This is a genomic window from Microcoleus sp. POL10_C6 (genome assembly GCF_036701585.1).
In the GTDB taxonomy this organism is placed as follows: Bacteria; Cyanobacteriota; Cyanobacteriia; order Cyanobacteriales; family Microcoleaceae; genus Microcoleus.
Genome location: NZ_JAUBRB010000035.1, coordinates 13,355 through 31,343, shown reverse-complemented (window position 1 = coordinate 31,343; position 17,989 = coordinate 13,355). Strand labels below are relative to the sequence as shown.

Below are 17,989 nucleotides of genomic sequence, written 5' to 3'. Positions count from 1 at the left end.
AATTGTATAATGGACAGATTAATCAGAAACACAATCACCATCGGATTGCCGACTTTAATGCTCTTTATCGCCATATTAGCTACAGGAAAAACAGGTGATGCAGCCGTTTGGTCGGGTTTGGTCAAAGTCGGCGGTTCCTTTGGTATGCTGATCGGTTTAGGTGTGTTGGTATTTGTAGGATTTGTTGCCAATTCTGTTAGTTATTTTGTGGTAGATAGCTTGCTAGTGAGGTTTTATCAAAAGCGGTGCGAGTTGGAACAGCCAGAACAACTGGTAATAGAAATTGATAAATTGCCGATTACCAACGACCTCAAAATTAAGCTCAAATGGGCGGTGATGCACAGCACGCCCAACAAAAACATTAGCTTGAAGCACATAATTTTAAAATGGTTTATTATCGCAGCAACTGTCAATGCCGTATTGTCAATAGTCGGTTATTTAGGACAATTCAACATTTTTTTTGAATTGAGTTCTCATTTTAAACTACAATATCTGCTGCTGGGTTTCTCTACTTTTATATTCTTCGCTCTGGTGCGCTCAAAAAAAATATGGTTGTTGGTGAGCGCATTTTGCATTATTATTAATTTGGCGGAAATTGTTCCTTGGTATTTTCCAGCGCCAGCAGTTGCCGGAGCAACTCCCGGACACAACTTGCGGATTTTGCATTCAAATGTTTTAAGGGCTAATCGGCGATATTCTGAGGTGATATCGCTGGTTAAAGCAGAACAACCTGATATCGCGGTTTTTGTGGAAGTCAACTCAACTTGGGCAAAACAGTTATCGGTTTTAAGCGAGATTTTTCCTTACTCTTCTACCCAGCAAGAATCTGAGAGATTTGGCAGTGCAATATACAGCAAGCTGCCTTTAGAAAATTCTTCGGTTAAAGCCTTTTCAACGCGAAGAAAGAGCTTGTCGGCGGATGTTAAATTTCAAGGTAAAATCATTTCTCTGATTCTTGCTCATCCGACTGTGCCAGTCAAACAGGAGAGTTTTATCAATCGCAATAAACAGCTAGCAGCCATCGGCGAGTATGCAGCCCAAATAAAAAATCCGCTGATTGTGGTTGGGGATTTAAATACCACAATGTGGTCGCCGTTCTACAAAAATATGGTAAAAACCGGAAATTTGCGAAATGCGCGATCGGGGTTTGGCATTTTACCTACTTGGCCGACTTTTATGCCGCTGGCTTATATTCCGATCGATCACTTTCTAGTCAGCAAAGAAATTGGTGTTTTAAAGATTCGTACTGGCCGAAATGTCGGTTCGGATCATTTGCCGTTAATTACAGATTTGGTCATTTGAAGGCAGGATTCGATATTTTCTAACAAATTATTGATTAACTGTATCTGGTATTGCTGAATATTTGTCTGTAGCGGTTCTTTGCTGTCTTGAAAACTGATAACTTTTCCGGCGATTTCCTTGTAGTGTTGCAGCATGGAAAAAGTATCGGTGCTGAAGCGAGCGAGATAGTTTTTAGCAGCCTCGCTGCAAATTTCCTTTACTTGATTTAGATAAGCTTCAGACGATTCAGGCGGCTTTTCATACCCTGTTCTTTTATTCAAAATATAGCTAGCACCGCCGACTACTGCGGCTCCCACAGGCCCGCCCAATAGCCAACCTAAGCCGGTGGCGATCGCCACTGGAGCCACTTCGCCCTCGATCGACTTTTGCGGTGGAGGTGGCGGCGGTTCGGGTAAGCTGACTTGTGGGGCTGGGGGAAACGAAATCAAAAGGGCGATCGGCTGTTCTTTCTCAAAGAATTCGCAAGCTTTATTTACCCATTCTGCGATGGTTTGCTGCTGATGTAAGACCTCTCGCTGAAATTTTAGCTTCCACGCATCAAAACTCCCTTCCTGAAGCGACAGCGCCATTTCCGATTGATACCGCTGCAAAAGTGTGGGCTGGTAAAGCCAAATCTCGAAGTCAGAAACGCTGGCTTGAAAGCCTTTTGATATCAATTTTTCAGCTTTTTGTTTAATTTCAATTTTGTCTTTGTGCTTTTGTTGAGCAGCAGCTATTTCTGCGGTGACAGTTTCAGCTTTGGCTCGGAGAGATTGGCAAATTTTAGTAGCTATAGCTTCAATTCTGGGCAACTTAACTGCTAGTTGTTCCTGTTGAGCTGCCACAATACTTTGCAAAGCCGATTCAAAGCTGGCAATTCCTGTAGTTTGGGCGGCCGCCACATCTCCTTTCAGCCTCGCCCTCAAAGCCGGCAAAGCATCGACGCGGTAGATATTGCTGATATTGGTCGGCAAGTTCGAGCGAAAACTTTCGGCAACAAACAACAAGCGATTGTAAACTTGTTTTTGGTCGTCTGGTTCGAGTAGATTGAGAAAATTGGCAACAAAGACGACAGTGTTGATGTGGCGATCGCTCAACCAATCTCTCAAGTTTTCCCGTTCGCCTAAAGTCATCAATTTGCGAGCATCTAAAACCTGCACAACTAAATCAGCCGTTAGCAATTTATCCCGAACCAAATTATCCTGTTCTTCCCGATCGTTGGTTCCCGGTAAATCCAGCAATTCCACACCGGTTTGCAGGAATGGATGGGGACAGTAAACATTCACGGCCGCGACATCATCCCGCATTTGTCTCGCGTCGTCAAGGATGGCGTAGCGTTTCAGAACATCAGTCCCCGGTTCGCTAATTTCCGTGCCGTCTTTCAGGGTTATTTTTGCGTGCAATTCCTCGCCGTAGTTGACATAAATGGCAGCACCTGTAGTGGGCACGAGGTCGATCGGCAAAGCCCGATTTCCAAGCATTGCATTGAGCAAAGTTGACTTGCCATAATTAAACGGGCCAAAGACAGCAACTTGAAAAGTTGGTTTGGCTAGATAGTCGCAGATTGAGGTGGTATCTCGATACAGTTGGGAGTTTTTGTCAAGTTCGAGAATACCCAGTGCTGATTTGAGATAGTCGGTCAGGTCTTGATAAATTTCGGTTTGTTGCATATTGTTGTTTTATTTCATCTAGCTGATGCTAGGAAAGCTTGATATAGCGATTCAATACTCTGCGACTCGGCAGAAACATTAGCCTCCAATTTTTTCAACCGCTCAGATTCAGCCTGACAATTAATCTCGCGAGATTCCTTTTGCTCCAGCAAATTATCTAACTCAGCTTTCCGAGAATTAATATCCGCATTCATGCGATCGCCCACTTCTCGCCCGTAAACATCAAAACACTCTTTCACAGCATCGTGAATCGGCTGCCACTGCTCTTGAGCCACCTGCGGCAGATATTTCACCAACTCTTTTTTTGCCGCTTTCACCAACTGTTTGTTAGCTCCGTCTGCTTGCAAAACGCCAACACCAATCCCCAACAAAGCTAAATATAGCGGCCCCAAAACAACCCCGGTCAAACTAGCAAAAATCGTACTGACGCTCAACACAGTGATTAAATTAAGCAGGATATTTTTCCAGTCAAAACCAGCTCCTGCCATTGCTACGCCCGCCAGATTTCCGGTCGTTAACGAGAACAATCCCATCGCCCATTTTGCCCAAGCTGGGGAGTTATCTTCGTTCGAGTTGCTGACTGCTGCTGGTATTTTTTGCCCGGTCAGTTTTTCGGTGATTTTTTCAGTCACTTTCGTGTAAGATGCTCCGTAATTTGCCGCACTTTTCGATAGCTGCGAAAATGCTGAATTCATCTCTTGTTCTGCTGTGAGAGTCCAAGCTGCTAATTTGTCGTTGATGTACTGCTCTAATGCTCGTTTGAGCGATGCTTCAAAGGCTTCTCGCTTGCCTTGGCTGAAGAAATCCAGAAATTTTAGATCCGGTTGATACCGCAAAAAGTCTGTTTCAAAGGTATTTTCTAAGTTGAGAACGTAGGCGCGGAAAGAATCTGCGATCGCCCGCGATTTACTATCTCTAACTTCGATAATTTCTTGTTGAAACTCATCGCGAATGTGAGTCAGTTTTTTAAACTCCGGCTCAACTGAATTAATCTTTTCCTTCAACTCATTGACATCGCGATCGAGTAATGGTAATCTGCGCCCAACAGCTTCGCGGACACGAGCAGAAATTTGACGCGCCAAAGTCCTCGCCGGACGCAATTCTGAAATCGCCCTTTCCTGCGTCAAAAACGTATTCAGTGCCACCATAAACTCGGGAAAACCAGTTCCTGCCAAATCCGCATCCGGGTTTTTCATCCGCAACCTGAGCGCCTTAATGGAGGTAATTGCAAACACTCGCTCGTCGTAAATATCATGTCCTTCGGTTAAACAATATTCAGCCAAATTAGCTTGAAAAACCCGTCGCAGTTTCCCTTCTGCTTCTGCCAATTCTTCAGGATCATCCGGGTCAATCAAACTTTCCCGCACTTGATCCCAAGCATTAATCAGAAAGAAAATGCTCAATCCGCGATTTTTGATGTAATTTTCTAAATAACGTCTTTCACCCATGGTGCAAGGCTGAGTTGCCCTGAGTACAAACAAAATAGCGTGGCAGTTGTTGATGTAACCGAGAGATAATTCGTTGCGGGCTTCTGTATCGTTTAGTCCGGGACTGTCTACTATTTCTATGCCTTTTTCCAGCAAAGGTAAGGGATATTCTACTACGGCACAATCGATATCTGGAAATGCTGGTTTCTTTTCTTCTTCTAAACGTTTTGCCTCAGCGGGGTCAATTGTGTAGTTCTGTTTAAAGCTTTTAAAATCTAGCTGTTTTGGGCTTTTGCCGTCATTGAAATAAACAGTAACTTTTTTTTCTGAACCATAGCGCAAAATCGTCAACAAAGCTGTACAGGGATTTACATCGCTGGGCAGTAAGTTTTCGCCGATTAACGCATTGAGAAAAGTGCTTTTTCCGCGTTTCATGTCACCTAGCACTAACAGGCGAAAGACTCCTTGGCGCAAGTTTTTACTGGCGACATCAATGTCAGCGTTGTCTGTTTCTAAACCGAGTTTTCCCGATGCTTCTCCTGCTGCTAATTCTGATTGGTTGATGGCTGTGGCGATGTTGCTGAGGCGATCGGCAATTTCTCGGCGGACGGCGGCTACGCGCTCTAAATCGTTGAGAAAGTTGCTAGTTTCTACTTTAAGGTTCATGGGTGTTTCCTGATAGTTTCGTGCTTGAGCTTTTCAACTTCTGTCTTCTTCAATAAACATTTTGTAAGCTATGAAAGCAATGCCTCCCACTATCAGCGCGGCTGCCAGCCAAGATGCTATGCGAACTGCAACGATAACAGCAATGACAATGCCTGTAAATTGAGCGGCTGCTATAATTTTTCGGCGCCACTGTTTGAGTTTGCCGTTAACTTGGCTGTCTGGTTCTTGGTACTTGCTTGTTAGATGTTCGGGTACTGAGCGGTCGATTTCGGCTTCTAGTTCGCGGAGCCGAATTTCTTGTTCTCGCTTCCGCAGTTCTTGTTCTTTGCGCCGGAGTTCTCGGGATTTGTTGTCAGGAGAATTCATAAATTTTAGCCTGTTTTTCGCGGGAAAAATGTGTTATTTATTGTCAATGTTGCGGATCGATAAGTTCTCTACGACTGTAACTCACCTTTTCCCCCATGTCGAGAAATGTTAAGAAATTTTAAAAATGGCGAGCGACTAATTAAGCCACTCGCCCTACGCCCTAGACTAGCCGCTGCAAATCCTCAATATCCTTCGGGGCCGATAGTAGTGCGATCGCACTCGGCTTCGGACAAATCACCCAAGCGCGATCGAAATAAGTTGCAGCCCGCTAATTGAGCTTTGCTTAACTTTGCTTTCTCCAAATTAGCTCGACTCAAATCCGCATATCTCAAATCGGCATTCGTCAAATCTGCATTGTACAAATCCGCACCTTGCAAATTAGCTTTCTGCAAATTAGCACCTTGCAAATTGGCGTGACGCAAATTTGCTCTTGATAAGTTTGCTCTTGATAAACTTGCTTCCGACAAGTTAGCTTGATAAAGTTGAATGTCGCCCAATTCAGCCTCTTGCAAATCAGTTTTATAAAGATTAGCTTGCGTCAAATTTCCGTAGGGCAGATAAGCTCGCCTCAGAACGCTACCAGAAAGATTTATTTCTGTCAAATCTGCTTGAAACAAGTTATTTTCACTTAAGTCAACGGCGTTAAAGTTTCGCTGGCCCTTAGCATACTGAGCAAGCAATTCCTCAGCGCTTAGCTTTTGCATTTTCACTCCTCATGACGACAGCTACTGCAGCCAATCCATAACAGTAATTAATGGTTATTATTCTGCGTATTTATACTTAGGCATATTCTTATGTTAAGCTTGTGTAACAACAGTCGCATTTTTTCTAAGATTTTTTTTATATTTGTAAATTTCTGCCTTGCTCGACCAGTAAGCGGTTAGTAATGTCAAGATCGATCGAGAAACCAAAGCCAATCCTCTACTGAAATATGCCAGAACTTCCTCTCTCCATTGCTCAGCACTACCACGAACGCACCAAATACGACCCTGAAACCATTGCTGCTAAAAGCAAACAGCTAGATTGGACAGAGCAACCTGTGCCTTTCAAAGAATATAAAATTGGAGCGTATTTTGACCTCAAGCCTTATCTAAAAGACCCCTCGGAGGATGCCGATGCCGATCCCGATGCCGCTTGGTGGCATCGGTTATCTAGCTTGTTGCTGTGCAGCTACGGGTTGACGGCGAAAGTGCAGACGGTAGACGACAGCTACCTGTATTTGCGCTCTGCACCGTCGGCGGGTGGACTCTACCCAGCAGAGGTTTATTTAATCTCCCGTGGGACTGCCCAGTTGCCGGCCGGACTCTACAACTATCAGTGCAGAACTCATTCACTTGTTCATTTTTGGGACAGTCAAGTTTGGCCGACATTGCAAGCAGCTTGTTTCCAGTCGCCAGCGCTAGAAAATACCCAATTGGCGATCGCCATTACCACTGTTTTTTTCCGTTCTTCTTGGCGTTATGAAGACCGAGCTTATCGGCGAATTTTTCTAGACACTGGCCATTTATTGAGTAATATCGAGTTAGCTTGCGCCGTCAACGATTACCGACCTCACCTGATTGGAGGATTCGCCGACGAAGCTGTCAATGAATTACTTTACATTGACTCGGAGCAAGAAGGAGCGATTTGTATAGTTGCTTTAGCCGACTTGCTAGATATTGACCAAAACTTGCCTAAATTTAAAACAGCTTTGCCCGGAAACACCACCACTGATTACCCGAAAATTTCCGAAGGTCAACTGTTAAAATACCTTCACAAAGCGACGCATTTAGAATCAGACCCTACCGGAGCTGATGGCTGGAAAATTGATGAAAGTGAAGGGGAATTAGAGGATAAATACAACTTTCCATTTTGTACTAAAGTTTCGACTGTCACTCCTTCGATTCCTTGGGGAGTGAACCTGGAAACTTTAGAAAACACTATGCTCAAAAGGCGTTCGACCCGTGCTTATACAGGTGCTTCTTTGAGCTTGGGCGAACTGCTAGCTATGCTCGATTTTACTTACCAGCCGCAGCACTATATCGACCAAGGATTAGACGGTAATCCAGACTATTTTGATCTAAGTTTGATCGAGACTTTTATTGCTGTTTCGGGAGTGCATGGGTTAGAAGAAGGCTGTTACTATTACGCTCCGAAAGCTCAAGAATTGCGGCAAATTCGGTTTAAAAATTTCCGCAGGGAGTTGCATTTTTTGTGCTTGGGGCAAGACTTGGGCAGAGATGCGGGGGCGCTGTTATTTCACACGGCGGATTTGAACAGGGCTGTAGCAAAATATGGCGATCGAGTTTACCGCTATTTGCACATGGACGCGGGTCATTTGGGCCAGCGGTTGAATTTAGCAGCTATGCAACTGCGTTTGGGTGTCAGCGGTATCGGGGGCTTTTTTGACGATCGCGTCAATGACGTTCTCGGTATTCCTGCGGGTGAAGCTGTGCTTTATATTACAAGTCTGGGAAGACCTCGATCGTAAGAATGACTCATCAGTCAGCATTAGTCAGAAGGCAGAAGGTATCCTAAAAAAACCAACTCTGCTCGCGAAGCCGCTGCCATGCTTTGCGAATATGTTGAGGCTTAAATAGTTCGCTCTTGCGAATGTTCCATTCGCGTACAAGTTCGATCGCTCTTTCGCAATCCTCTGCTGCTGCCCTATTTTCCCTAGCCACCCAGTGAACAGTTGCCAACAGTTCCATTCCGTAAGGAGTTTCAAAACCGTTGATTAAGTTGCTAACACGCTCTAGTCGCTCAATAGCATCGGGGGCATTTTCTAAAAATTTCCGCGCCGCTATTTCACCGTCAGACAACACATAGATTTGTGCCTCTCTACTCCTGTCTCCATAACCTCGAATATAATGGCCTTCCAGCTTCTGCAAAACATGATTGAGATTATTTGCGTAGGGGCCGTACTTTTCTTTAACATACTGTAATCTGAGCGGTTCTCCTGCACTTTGAAGGAAGTAAGCTAGCTTTTGAATTTCGAGCATTGTCAGCCGATAACCAGGAATTCCATACAGTTGCAGCAAGCGAACAAACAAGGCACGAGCGCGAGTCATTTTTGGTTTTTCGGTAGCAACCTGCATCGTATCAGCTTCAGGAGTACCCTGCGGTTCAAACAGCAAAACTTGCACGTTAGGCAGTTCCAAAAACGCCGATTCAATGAGAGGTTTTACCGTCTTCCAAGACAAGCCACCATTCCCGCAACCCAGCGGAGGAACCGCAATGGAAGTGATTCCCAATTGCTTGATTTCTTGAATCAAAGCTGTTAGCCCAGATTTAATATCTTCAATTTTTGATTTTCCTCTCCAGTGACGTTTTGTGGGAAAATTAATAATGTATCGGGGATTAAATAGATTGCCAGTAGATATTACAAACATTTGTCCTGGCTGCACTTCACCAGCGCGACAAGCCTTTTCATATTGGCGGTAATTTTCGGGATATGCCTGCTTGAACTGCAAGGCAATTCCTTTGCCCATAACTCCAACACAATTAACTGTGTTGACTAGGGCTTCGGCATTTACTTTTAACAGGTTGCCTTGCTGAATTTCAATCACTTTTATTTCCCAATCTTTCTTATCTTAAGAATACCAATTATTACGGACTATGACTGATGGCTTGTGTGTAAAATTTTGTAAAATATTCTCTACCTGTGTTTTTATTGTATCATTCATAACTCCGATTTCTGTTATTAGCTGCCAAGGAAAAAAGTAGCGAACCAAAAACTCGGCTTGACGCCTGCGTTTTCTGTCATTATCTTCGTTTGTGTCATTCCAGTAAAGCGATTCCATGACATCCCAATCGATCGCATCTAGATAGTTGAGATCGTCAAAAAAATCGGTAAATGTCATGACTGCATGACCGTCAGTAAAAACAAAAGATAAATCTTCAGCCTCGATATTCTCTATACTAGAAACCAGGTGAATAACTGCTGCCTGACCTTGAGTGTAGTTTTCTACATTGCCACGACTAATAGTATATAGCATCGGAGAGCGCGGAGCAAAATAAAATGGAACATAATCGTGCAAGACTCCACCTTCACCGCACGGAACATAAGTTGTAGCGCGACGATATTGGATATTTTCGTAGGCGATATTAGTGTAGTTAGTTTGGGTCTCAACCATAACATTGTAAGCTAACAATCCACCTTCTGACAGGATAGATTCTAGATTGTCAATGTGGGTGATGTGGTAGATAAGTAATGGCACTGCTGTTATCTGTTTGCTGTTTCAGGTTTAACACATAATTATAATATCTGCTTGTAATTATAATATCTGCTTGGCAGTTAAAGATAAATAATCTTTTTCTATAACTATTTACCAATGCAAAATCTGCTAAATATTCTATCGAGCACTGATTCTGTCACTTCTTCGCCCGTAACTTCCCCCAATGCTTGAATTGCCCCGCGCAAATCTATTGTCCAGAAATCTAAAGGCAATTTGTTGCTAATAGTATCCGTGCATTGTTCCAGAGACATTTTAGCTTTGGTTAACGCCGCTGCTTGCCGCTGGTTGATTGCTAAGTCTGAGTTGGCTGCTTGCAAATTTTCCCCGCTGACGGCATCTAAGATTGCTGTTTCTAAGTCTTCGATGCCTCGATCGAGGGCTGCGGCTGCGGTAACTATTGGGTGATTTTCCGAGGAAAAAGGTAATTCGGGGAGTGTTTTTACTAGGTCGATTTTGTTGATAATTATAATTAGCTGGCGGTGCTTTACTTGTTCGTAAATTTCTGAATCTTCCTCTGTCCAACCAGATTCCGCGTCAATTGTCAACAACACTAAATCGGCTTGTTTTGCTGCTGCGCGCGATCGCTCAACGCCAATTTTTTCTACCTTGTCTTCGGTTTCTCGAATGCCCGCAGTATCGAGAACCTGCACCGGAATGCCGCCCACAACTAGCTGCGATTCTACCACATCCCGCGTCGTACCGGGCAAATCCGTGACGATCGCCCGATCGCTCTTACTCCACGCATTCAACAAACTCGATTTTCCCACATTCGGCCGCCCGACAATCGCTACTTTCAAACCAGTTCTCAACAATTCTCCGCGATCTGCCGTTGCCAAAATTGTTGACAATTCCTCCAAAACATGATTGATTTCCAAAGATGTTTTAGCTTCATCTAAAGGCGGCAAATCTTCCTCAAAATCAATTCTTGCCTCAATTTCTGCCAGTACGTCCAAACAAGTTGTTCTCAATTTGCGAATTGGCTGCGCTAATTTTCCTTGCAAACCAGCCAAAGCACTTTGTGCAGCAGCGGGCGATTTTGCTCCCACCAAATCTGCAATACTTTCAGCTTGAGTTAAATCGAGCCTCCCGTTCAAAAAAGCCCGCAGCGAAAACTCTCCCGGCTGCGCCAATCTCGCCCCATTTTCCAAACACAACTGCAAGACTTGCTGCACGGCCATTATGCCACCGTGACAGTGAAATTCCACCACATCTTCGCGAGTAAAAGAACGTGGTGCTTTCATGATTAGCAGCAAAGCTTCATCGACTAATTCTTGAGTTTTAGGCCGGCGGATGTGACCGTAAAGAATGCGGTGAGACTCCCAAATTTGCCGTCCTGGGGCGCAAAACAGAGTTTCGGCAATTTTTAAGGCTGCGGAACCGGAAACTCGCACAATCCCTACGCTGCCTTGTTGGGGAACTATGGCGGTGGCGATCGCTGCGATCGTTCCTCCTTTTGTTAGTGATTCAGACATGTTTATTATTCACACATTCAAAAGTTCTCTCAATCTCCTGTTTTTGAGTATCAGGCAATTGCTTGTCGGTATTTGAGAGTATAAATCTCTAGTTCGTCATTCAAAAAATTAAAATAGCCGCCCTTTAGGGCAAAATGCACCAGTTTCCGGGTCGAAGCGTAGGAGATATTTGGTAATATTTTCCCTAGAATCGCTAATTGCTCGTCGGCTGCGAGAGACCAGATAACTTGAATTAGGGATTCAACCAGTTGTACGTTCATTTGACTGACCTCCGGCTTGGTTGTTAAATTATACATATCTCATTGACAGGATAAACAATTTCAGCATTTTTTTTCTAAAATATTAGAAGAGCGTGGCAACAGCGAGGGACTTGGCGAGCCAATCCGATCGCCCGTTTGTCCAGTCAGTCGATTTTAGATTTTAGATTTTAGATTTTAGATTAACTCCACAGATGAATCGGGGAGCTTCAACTAGGGTCTAAAATTTTGGGATGCTAACGACTCCTGTGGGAAAGCAACTATCCGTTTTTGGGTAGGAGTCACGGCTCGATCGGACTTAAATTACTCAGCCACATATTTTGGCTATTCTGATTTCATGCGATAATGGAAAATTGACCGAAAGCATCCAGGATACAAGCCCCCGGATTCATCCGTGGAGAAATAAAAAACCTGTATCCGATGAAACTTGCCCCCCGAATTTATCTGTGGGGTCAATGCTTCAATTCTTTAATCTAAAATCTAAAATCTAAAATCGATAGACAGGGTAGAGGGCAAAGCATGATTGGTCAACTTCTAGACAGACGTTACCGCATCATTAAAGTCACAGACTCAAGTGAGGTGGGAAAAACTTATCTAGCAGCAGATACTCACCGTCCCGGGTATCCGCAATGCACGGTTAGAGAAATGCGGCTACCCGGCACAAGTTCGCAAACTCCAGAATTAGTCAAAGTTATATTTCAACGAAACGCAGAAATAATTGAAAAATTGGGGAAACACGACAAAATTCCCGAATTATTGGCGTATTTTGAGGAAAATCAAAGTTTATACTTAATTGAAGAATTTATTGCTGGTTCACCTTTAAGTCAAGAACTAATACCCGGTCAACCTTGGGATGAAGATCAAGTAATTGGTCTGCTATCAGAAATATTAGAAATTTTGGTGTTCATACACGAGAAGGGTTTTATTCACCGCAGAATTCAACCAGACATAGCGATCCGGCGCGAGTCAGACGGCAAATTTGTATTGGTAGACTTTAGCTTAGACAAAGAAATTAACCCGGAACTTGCTAACTGTCATTTGTTGTCGCAAACTTCCCCGAACTCTGTTAAACGGCCTGTGGCAAAAAAACAGGATTTGGCGGCCCAGGAGTTATACGTGCCGATCGAGCAATCGAGCGGCAACCCCCGTTACAATAGCGACATCTACGCTCTAGGTACGATCGCCCAGCTTGCCGTCACGGGACTCTCACCCAACGAACTGAGTGCCTTAAAAAACAACAAAAACGAAATTTCCTGGCGAAACCGGGCAACTTGTTCGGCAGCCCTAGCAGATATTATCGATCGAATGGTGCGCTCTGACTGCGAGGAACGTTATCAGGAGGCAGCGGAAGTTTTAGCAGACCTCAAACAAATCGCCGTAAAATTGGAGGTTGAGCCGCCGCCAGCCACAATCATCACGCACGCTATGAGTCAACCGCGAAGACAAAGCCCAACCAAACTGCTGCTGTTGGCTGCAACAGCGACAGCTTTAATCTTAACGGCACTGATAATTTACTTTTGGCAGAGTCAAAGTCCGGCGAGGTCAAAAGAATTGTTAGCCCGCGGTGTTACCAAGGCGCAGCAAGGTGACACAACAGGCGCGATCGCCGATTATACTCAAGCGATCGCCCTGAATGCCAGCGATGCGGAAACTTACTACAAGCGGGCAAACGCTCGCTACGACATGGGCGCAACCGAGCAAGCAATACAGGATTACACGCAAGCAATTAAAGTCAATCCTAGCCACACCAAAGCTCTCTACAATCGAGGTATGGCCCGCCTCGACATCGGGGACAAGCGGGGGGCCGTGGAAGATTTCACCCAAGTAGTGCGACTGCATCCCAGCGACGGTGAGGCATACTCTCAGCGGGGTTTAGCCTACTACGATTTGGGCGACTACCGCACAGCAATTGAAGACTACACTCAGGCAATTCGGCTCAGTCCCAACGATGCTACAGCTTACAGCAATCGCGGTTTAGCTCGATCGGCTGCAGGCGACAAAACAGGAGCAATGGCAGATTTTACTCAAGCCCTTCAAATTAGCCCCAAACAAGCTGGCGTATACTACAGTCGTGGTCGAGCGAGATTTAATCTGGCAGATTATCAAGGAGCGATGGAAGATTATACTAAGGCGATCGAATTGCAACCAGATCTCGCTGATGCTTATACCAATCGGTGCAGCGCTTACTTGAATTTGGCCACCTACGATAAAGCGATTGCAGATTGCACCGAAGGAATGCGCCTCGATCCAAAAGATGAAGCAGCTTACAACAACCGCTGCATTGCTTATCTGAATTTAAAACAATTTCAAAAGGCCAGCGAAGATTGCAGTTTGACGATCGGACTCAACGGCAACAATCCCAAAGCATACAGCAATCGAGGATTAGCTCGATCGGCTTCGGGAGACAAGCAGGGAGCTTTAGAAGATTTTACTCAAGCAATTCGACTCAATCCCAGCGATGCAGTAGCTTACAGCAATCGCGGTACTATTTACTCAGAACTAAAAAATTACCCTTTAGCGGTTGAGGATTTCGCTCACTCGCTGCGGCTCAACCCCAACAATGCTAGCGCTTTTTATAGCCGAGGCCTCGTCCGCCGCCAACTCAAAGACCGTGCTGGGGCGATCGAGGATTTTCAGAAAGCTGCAACCTTGTTTCTAGAACAAGGAAGAGCCGATGGTTTCCAAAACGCACAATCACAAATCAACGACCCTAAATAAACTCTTAGTTTCCATTCAGATGTTAAAAAAACCAGAAAAAAGGAAGAAGGAAGAAGGAAGAAGGAAAAAGGAAGAAGCTCAAATTACCAACTTCCCCTTACCAACTCCCCCTTACCAACTCCCCCTTACAAATTCCCAATTACCAACTCCCCGTTACCAATTCTCAATTATAGATATGAACATGGTTGGTCAACTTTTAGACAGGCGTTATCGCGTAGTGCAAATCCTCAGTTCAGGAGCTTTTGGACAAACTTATTTAGCTGTCGATACTCGCCGGCCGGGCCATCCTCAATGTGTAGTCAAACAACTGCGCCCTCCCAGCAACACTTCCACAGTTCTCAAAACAGCTTATCGCTTATTTAAACAAGAAGCAGAAATATTAGAAAAGCTGGGAAAACACGATCAAATTCCATTTTTACTAGCTTATTTTGAAGAAGCAAATCAATTCTACCTCGTCGAAGAGTTTGTGCCCGGACACGCCCTAAATAGGGAAATTGTGGCCGGTCAACCTTGGCGAGAAGAACGAGTGCTGGATCTGTTGCAAGAAGTGTTACAAGTTCTCGCCTTCGTACACTCTCAAGGAGTGATTCACCGCGATGTTAATCCCTCCAACTTAATCCGCCGCAAACCCGACGGCAAATTAGTTTTAATTGACTTTGGTTCGGTTAAAGAAGTTGCGAGTCACGTCAGCGATCACGATACAGAGTTTCCGCGCACCATTGCTACTGGAACTCCGGCTTATATGCCGATCGAACAATTTCAAGGCAACCCGCAATTTAGCAGCGACCTCTATGCAGTCGGGATGATGGCAGTCCAAGCTATCACTGGTTTACCCGGTACGGATTTGCCCAAATTGCAAGATCCGAGTCCTTCTCATACGGGGGAAATTGTTTGGCGAAACCGATCTCAATGTTCTGTGGGATTAGCCAATATAATTGACAAAATGGTCTGTCACCAATTTGCCAAGCGCTATCAATCTGCGGAGGAAGTTTTGGTAGCTCTCAGCAAGTTGAGACACCGCCAAGAGCCTGTGAATACGGCTAACAAGAAAAGTATTGCTCCCAGCTTAGTGTCTTCTGATAGTTTTTATTCACGTTTGGGAAGTCGATTTTGGTTGCTGATTTTGGCGGGCGTCGGGGCAGCGATAGTTCTGATATTTCTGTTTAGTTATTGGAGCCGGCCGAATCCGATTAAAGCTAAGGAATATTACGAACAGGGAGTGGAAAAGTCTCGCAATCAAGATGCGGATGCAGCTTTGCAGGCTTTTAATAAGTCAATTCAATTGAATCCTAAAAATGCTGAGAGTTTTTACCAGCGCGGTAATGCTAATTATGATTTAAAAAAGTATCAAGAAGCAATTGCGGATTATTCTCAGGCGATCGCTCTCAATCCTAAATATGTTCAGGCTTATTTTAACCGCGGCCTAGCCCGTCACGATTTTAACGATACACGGGGAGCGATTGAGGATTACACTCAAGCTTTGAATCTCCAGCCAAACGATGTTGATACATATTATGAAAGAGGAGTTGCTTATTTAGAACTGCAAGATTACAAGGCCGCTATTCAGGATTTTACCGGAGTAATTCGGCTGCAGCCGAACCTTGTTAAAGCTTATCATTCGCGGGGGTTGGCTCGTGCTGGGAGTGGCGATTTGCAGGGGGGAATTGGAGATTATACTGAGGCAATTAAACTTGATCCTAAGAATGTTGATGCTTTTTACAGTCGCGGGAGAGCTCGCTTTCACCTAGGAGATTATCAGGGAGCTTTGGCGGATTATTCTCAGGTAATTGCGATCGATCCCAAGAGTGAAGATGCTTACGCTAATCGTTGCAGCACGCAGTTGAATTTGGGAGCACATCAAGCGGCAATTGACGATTGCACTCAGGCAATTTCGCTGAGTGAGGAGGATGGGGTTCCTTACAACAATCGCTGCATTGCTTATTTAAATTTGAAGGATTATCCGAAAGCAATTGCCGATTGCACTCAAGCGCTAACAGTAAATCCGAATGATTTTAATGCTTTTAACAATCGTGGTTTAGCTCGCAGTGCCGGGGGTGACGCCCAGGGGGCGATCGCAGATTTTACAGCAGCAATCGGCTTCAATCCCAACAATGCGGAAGCTTACGCCAATCGGGCTAAGATTTATCACGAGTTAAAGAATTACAATAGTGCGATCGCAGATTACGTGCAAGCTATTCGGATCAGTCCGAATTATGCTGCTGCTTACTACGGTAGAGGCATGGTTCGCCGCTCATTGGGAGACAAAGCAGGAGCAATTAGCGATTTAGAAAAAGCCGGCAAAATGTTTCTCGATCAAGGACTTACTGGGGGTTACAAAGATACACAATTTGAGATTGAAAAGCTCAAGTAGTCAGTTGTTAGTTGTTAGTTGTTAGTCAACAGTTAACAGTTAACAGTCAACAATGCCCCCTGCCCAATTCCCTTTAAGAGTTTTGAAGTCTCTTCACCAACTCATAAAACGGTTCCCAATTATCCTCAATAGCAATGGGCTCCCAAACAGCCTCAATTGTCGGTCTCAAGAGCGATTGTTCGGGATTGTGCTTCCGCAACCTGTCCGCCATTTGATCCATATCATCCGTAGACAAACTTTGCAAAACGTGATAATAAAACTGTCGCCAAGGTGCTATCAAGTCCGCCGGTTCCGCCTCAGCAAAAATTAGACTAGCATCATCTCGCCAAGTGCGATCGAACTGTCTTCGCAATTCAAAAAAGAAATCGTGATACTCAACTTGAGACTCCGCCAGCATTTTAATTGTCACCCTCAACAACTCATCTCCATCAGCTTCTGGCAAATCCTCAAATCCCAATCTATTGAGCATCAACCGCCGATATGCTGCATTATAATAATCGCCAAACTTTGCCAAACCCGCATCCATATCAGCTTGAGGAATCGCCGCTGCTAGCGGTTCCTGGAGCTTCTCTAAATTGTCCCTACAAATCAACGGTTGATTGCCGTAACAATAAAGACCCGAATAGTCAAAATAAGCTGCTGTAAATTGCGGCTTGTAAGTTGGAATAAAAGCGAAAGGCCCGTAATCGAAACTTTCTCCCGTAATCGACATATTATCAGTATTTAGCACGGCGTGGCAAAATCCTGCTGCCATCCACTGAGCGACTAATTCAGCGACTCGCTGGACTAAATCTGCATAAAATAGCGCATACTTTTCCGGGGCCGAAAAACCAGCCTTGCTTGCTTCTAAATGCAGTTCTGGATAGTAATATTCAATAACAAAATCTAAAAGTTTTTTAGTTAAATCCGGGCGGCGGATATAGTGCAACCTTTCAAAAGTTCCAAACCGAATGTGAGAATGACTGAAACGCACCATTACGGACGATCGCGTCGGAGATGGTTCGTCGCCCCGCCACAAAGCATCCCCAGTTTCAACTAAACTAAAACAGCGAGATGTCCGCACTCCCAATCGGTGCAAAGCTTCGGCCGCTAAAACTTCGCGAATTCCCCCTTTGAGAGTAAGTCTACCGTCACCGCCCCGCGAGTACGGAGTGCGGCCAGAACCTTTAGTGCCGAAGTCGTAAAGTCTGCCGTCAGTGCCGCGAACTTGGCCGTATAAGAAGCCTCTACCGTCACCTAAATTGGGGTTATATGCGTTGAATTGATAGCCGTGATAGCGGAGTGCGAGAAAGGGACGGACGCAGTGAAATTTGCCGAACGCTTCGATGAAATGTTGGTCGGTTACTTGCGCTGGATCTAAACCCAATGTTGGCAATAATTGGTCATTGCGGAAGCGGAGAATATGCTGCGGAAAATCGGCTGCAGGGACTTCATCAAAATAGTCGCCACCGAGGGATTCGAGGGCGGGTTCGTAGTTGAGGGAAAGTAAGGGATTTGACATTTTTATATTTTATCTTGAAATTGGCGATCGCTCCAAATTATAT

13 protein-coding genes are annotated in these 17,989 nt (G+C 44.7%); 4 read left to right on the top strand and 9 right to left on the bottom strand.

Annotated features, from left to right (window positions below; all coding sequences use genetic code 11):
- Positions 1-9 precede the first annotated feature (9 nt).
- Positions 10-1,302: an endonuclease/exonuclease/phosphatase family protein gene (locus QUA34_RS19255; protein WP_333322623.1), complete on the top strand. Its 1,293-nt coding sequence runs from the start codon at positions 10-12 to the stop codon at positions 1,300-1,302.
- Here the strand turns inward: QUA34_RS19255 and QUA34_RS19250 are convergent.
- The 4 genes from QUA34_RS19250 to QUA34_RS19235 form a co-directional block, all read right to left on the bottom strand.
- Positions 1,269-2,951 carry a dynamin family protein gene (locus tag QUA34_RS19250; protein ID WP_333322625.1) on the bottom strand — a complete coding sequence of 561 codons (1,683 nt, stop codon included), beginning with the start codon at positions 2,949-2,951 and terminating at the stop codon, positions 1,269-1,271. The genes QUA34_RS19255 and QUA34_RS19250 overlap by 34 nt on opposite strands.
- 14 nt (positions 2,952-2,965) lie before the next feature.
- Positions 2,966-5,044, bottom strand: a complete 2,079-nt coding sequence (locus QUA34_RS19245) for a dynamin family protein (RefSeq protein ID WP_333388929.1) — start codon at positions 5,042-5,044, stop codon at positions 2,966-2,968.
- A gap of 33 nt (positions 5,045-5,077) precedes the next feature.
- Complete coding sequence (locus tag QUA34_RS19240; RefSeq protein WP_333211487.1) at positions 5,078-5,410, bottom strand: hypothetical protein; 333 nt, start codon at positions 5,408-5,410, stop codon at positions 5,078-5,080.
- A 182-nt stretch (positions 5,411-5,592) separates the two neighbouring features.
- Positions 5,593-6,114: a pentapeptide repeat-containing protein gene (locus QUA34_RS19235; protein ID WP_333322630.1), complete on the bottom strand. Its 522-nt coding sequence runs from the start codon at positions 6,112-6,114 to the stop codon at positions 5,593-5,595.
- A 227-nt stretch (positions 6,115-6,341) separates the two neighbouring features.
- Between QUA34_RS19235 and QUA34_RS19230 the strand changes: the two genes are divergently transcribed.
- Positions 6,342-7,880 carry a SagB/ThcOx family dehydrogenase gene (locus QUA34_RS19230; protein ID WP_333388928.1) on the top strand — a complete coding sequence of 513 codons (1,539 nt, stop codon included), beginning with the start codon at positions 6,342-6,344 and terminating at the stop codon, positions 7,878-7,880.
- 43 nt (positions 7,881-7,923) lie between these two features.
- Here the strand turns inward: QUA34_RS19230 and darG are convergent, their stop codons facing one another.
- The 4 genes from darG to QUA34_RS19210 all read right to left on the bottom strand — a co-directional run bounded on the left by darG (position 7,924) and on the right by QUA34_RS19210 (position 11,359).
- Entirely contained in the window at positions 7,924-8,958 is a 1,035-nt protein-coding gene (gene darG, locus QUA34_RS19225) for a type II toxin-antitoxin system antitoxin DNA ADP-ribosyl glycohydrolase DarG (RefSeq protein WP_333388927.1), read from the bottom strand.
- Between the two features lie 24 nt (positions 8,959-8,982).
- A complete protein-coding gene (darT, locus tag QUA34_RS19220; RefSeq protein ID WP_333388926.1) occupies positions 8,983-9,609 on the bottom strand; it encodes a type II toxin-antitoxin system toxin DNA ADP-ribosyl transferase DarT in 627 nt (208 codons plus the stop codon).
- 104 nt (positions 9,610-9,713) lie between these two features.
- Entirely contained in the window at positions 9,714-11,099 is a 1,386-nt protein-coding gene (gene mnmE / locus QUA34_RS19215; protein ID WP_333388925.1) for a tRNA uridine-5-carboxymethylaminomethyl(34) synthesis GTPase MnmE, read from the bottom strand.
- 50 nt (positions 11,100-11,149) lie between these two features.
- Positions 11,150-11,359 carry a hypothetical protein gene (locus QUA34_RS19210; protein ID WP_333388924.1) on the bottom strand — a complete coding sequence of 70 codons (210 nt, stop codon included), beginning with the start codon at positions 11,357-11,359 and terminating at the stop codon, positions 11,150-11,152.
- Positions 11,360-11,875: 516 nt separating this feature from the next.
- On the opposite strand from QUA34_RS19210, the gene QUA34_RS19205 reads away from it, so the two are divergent.
- Positions 11,876-14,074: a tetratricopeptide repeat protein gene (locus QUA34_RS19205; protein ID WP_333388923.1), complete on the top strand. Its 2,199-nt coding sequence runs from the start codon at positions 11,876-11,878 to the stop codon at positions 14,072-14,074.
- Positions 14,031-16,445 carry a tetratricopeptide repeat protein gene (locus QUA34_RS19200; protein WP_333307813.1) on the top strand — a complete coding sequence of 805 codons (2,415 nt, stop codon included), beginning with the start codon at positions 14,031-14,033 and terminating at the stop codon, positions 16,443-16,445. The genes QUA34_RS19205 and QUA34_RS19200 overlap by 44 nt, the downstream gene beginning before the upstream one ends.
- A gap of 73 nt (positions 16,446-16,518) precedes the next feature.
- Here the strand turns inward: QUA34_RS19200 and QUA34_RS19195 are convergent, their stop codons facing one another.
- On the bottom strand, positions 16,519-17,946 hold the full coding sequence (locus QUA34_RS19195) for a protein adenylyltransferase SelO family protein (RefSeq protein WP_333388922.1): 1,428 nt from the start codon (positions 17,944-17,946) through the stop codon (positions 16,519-16,521).
- Between the last annotated feature and the right edge of the window lie 43 nt (positions 17,947-17,989).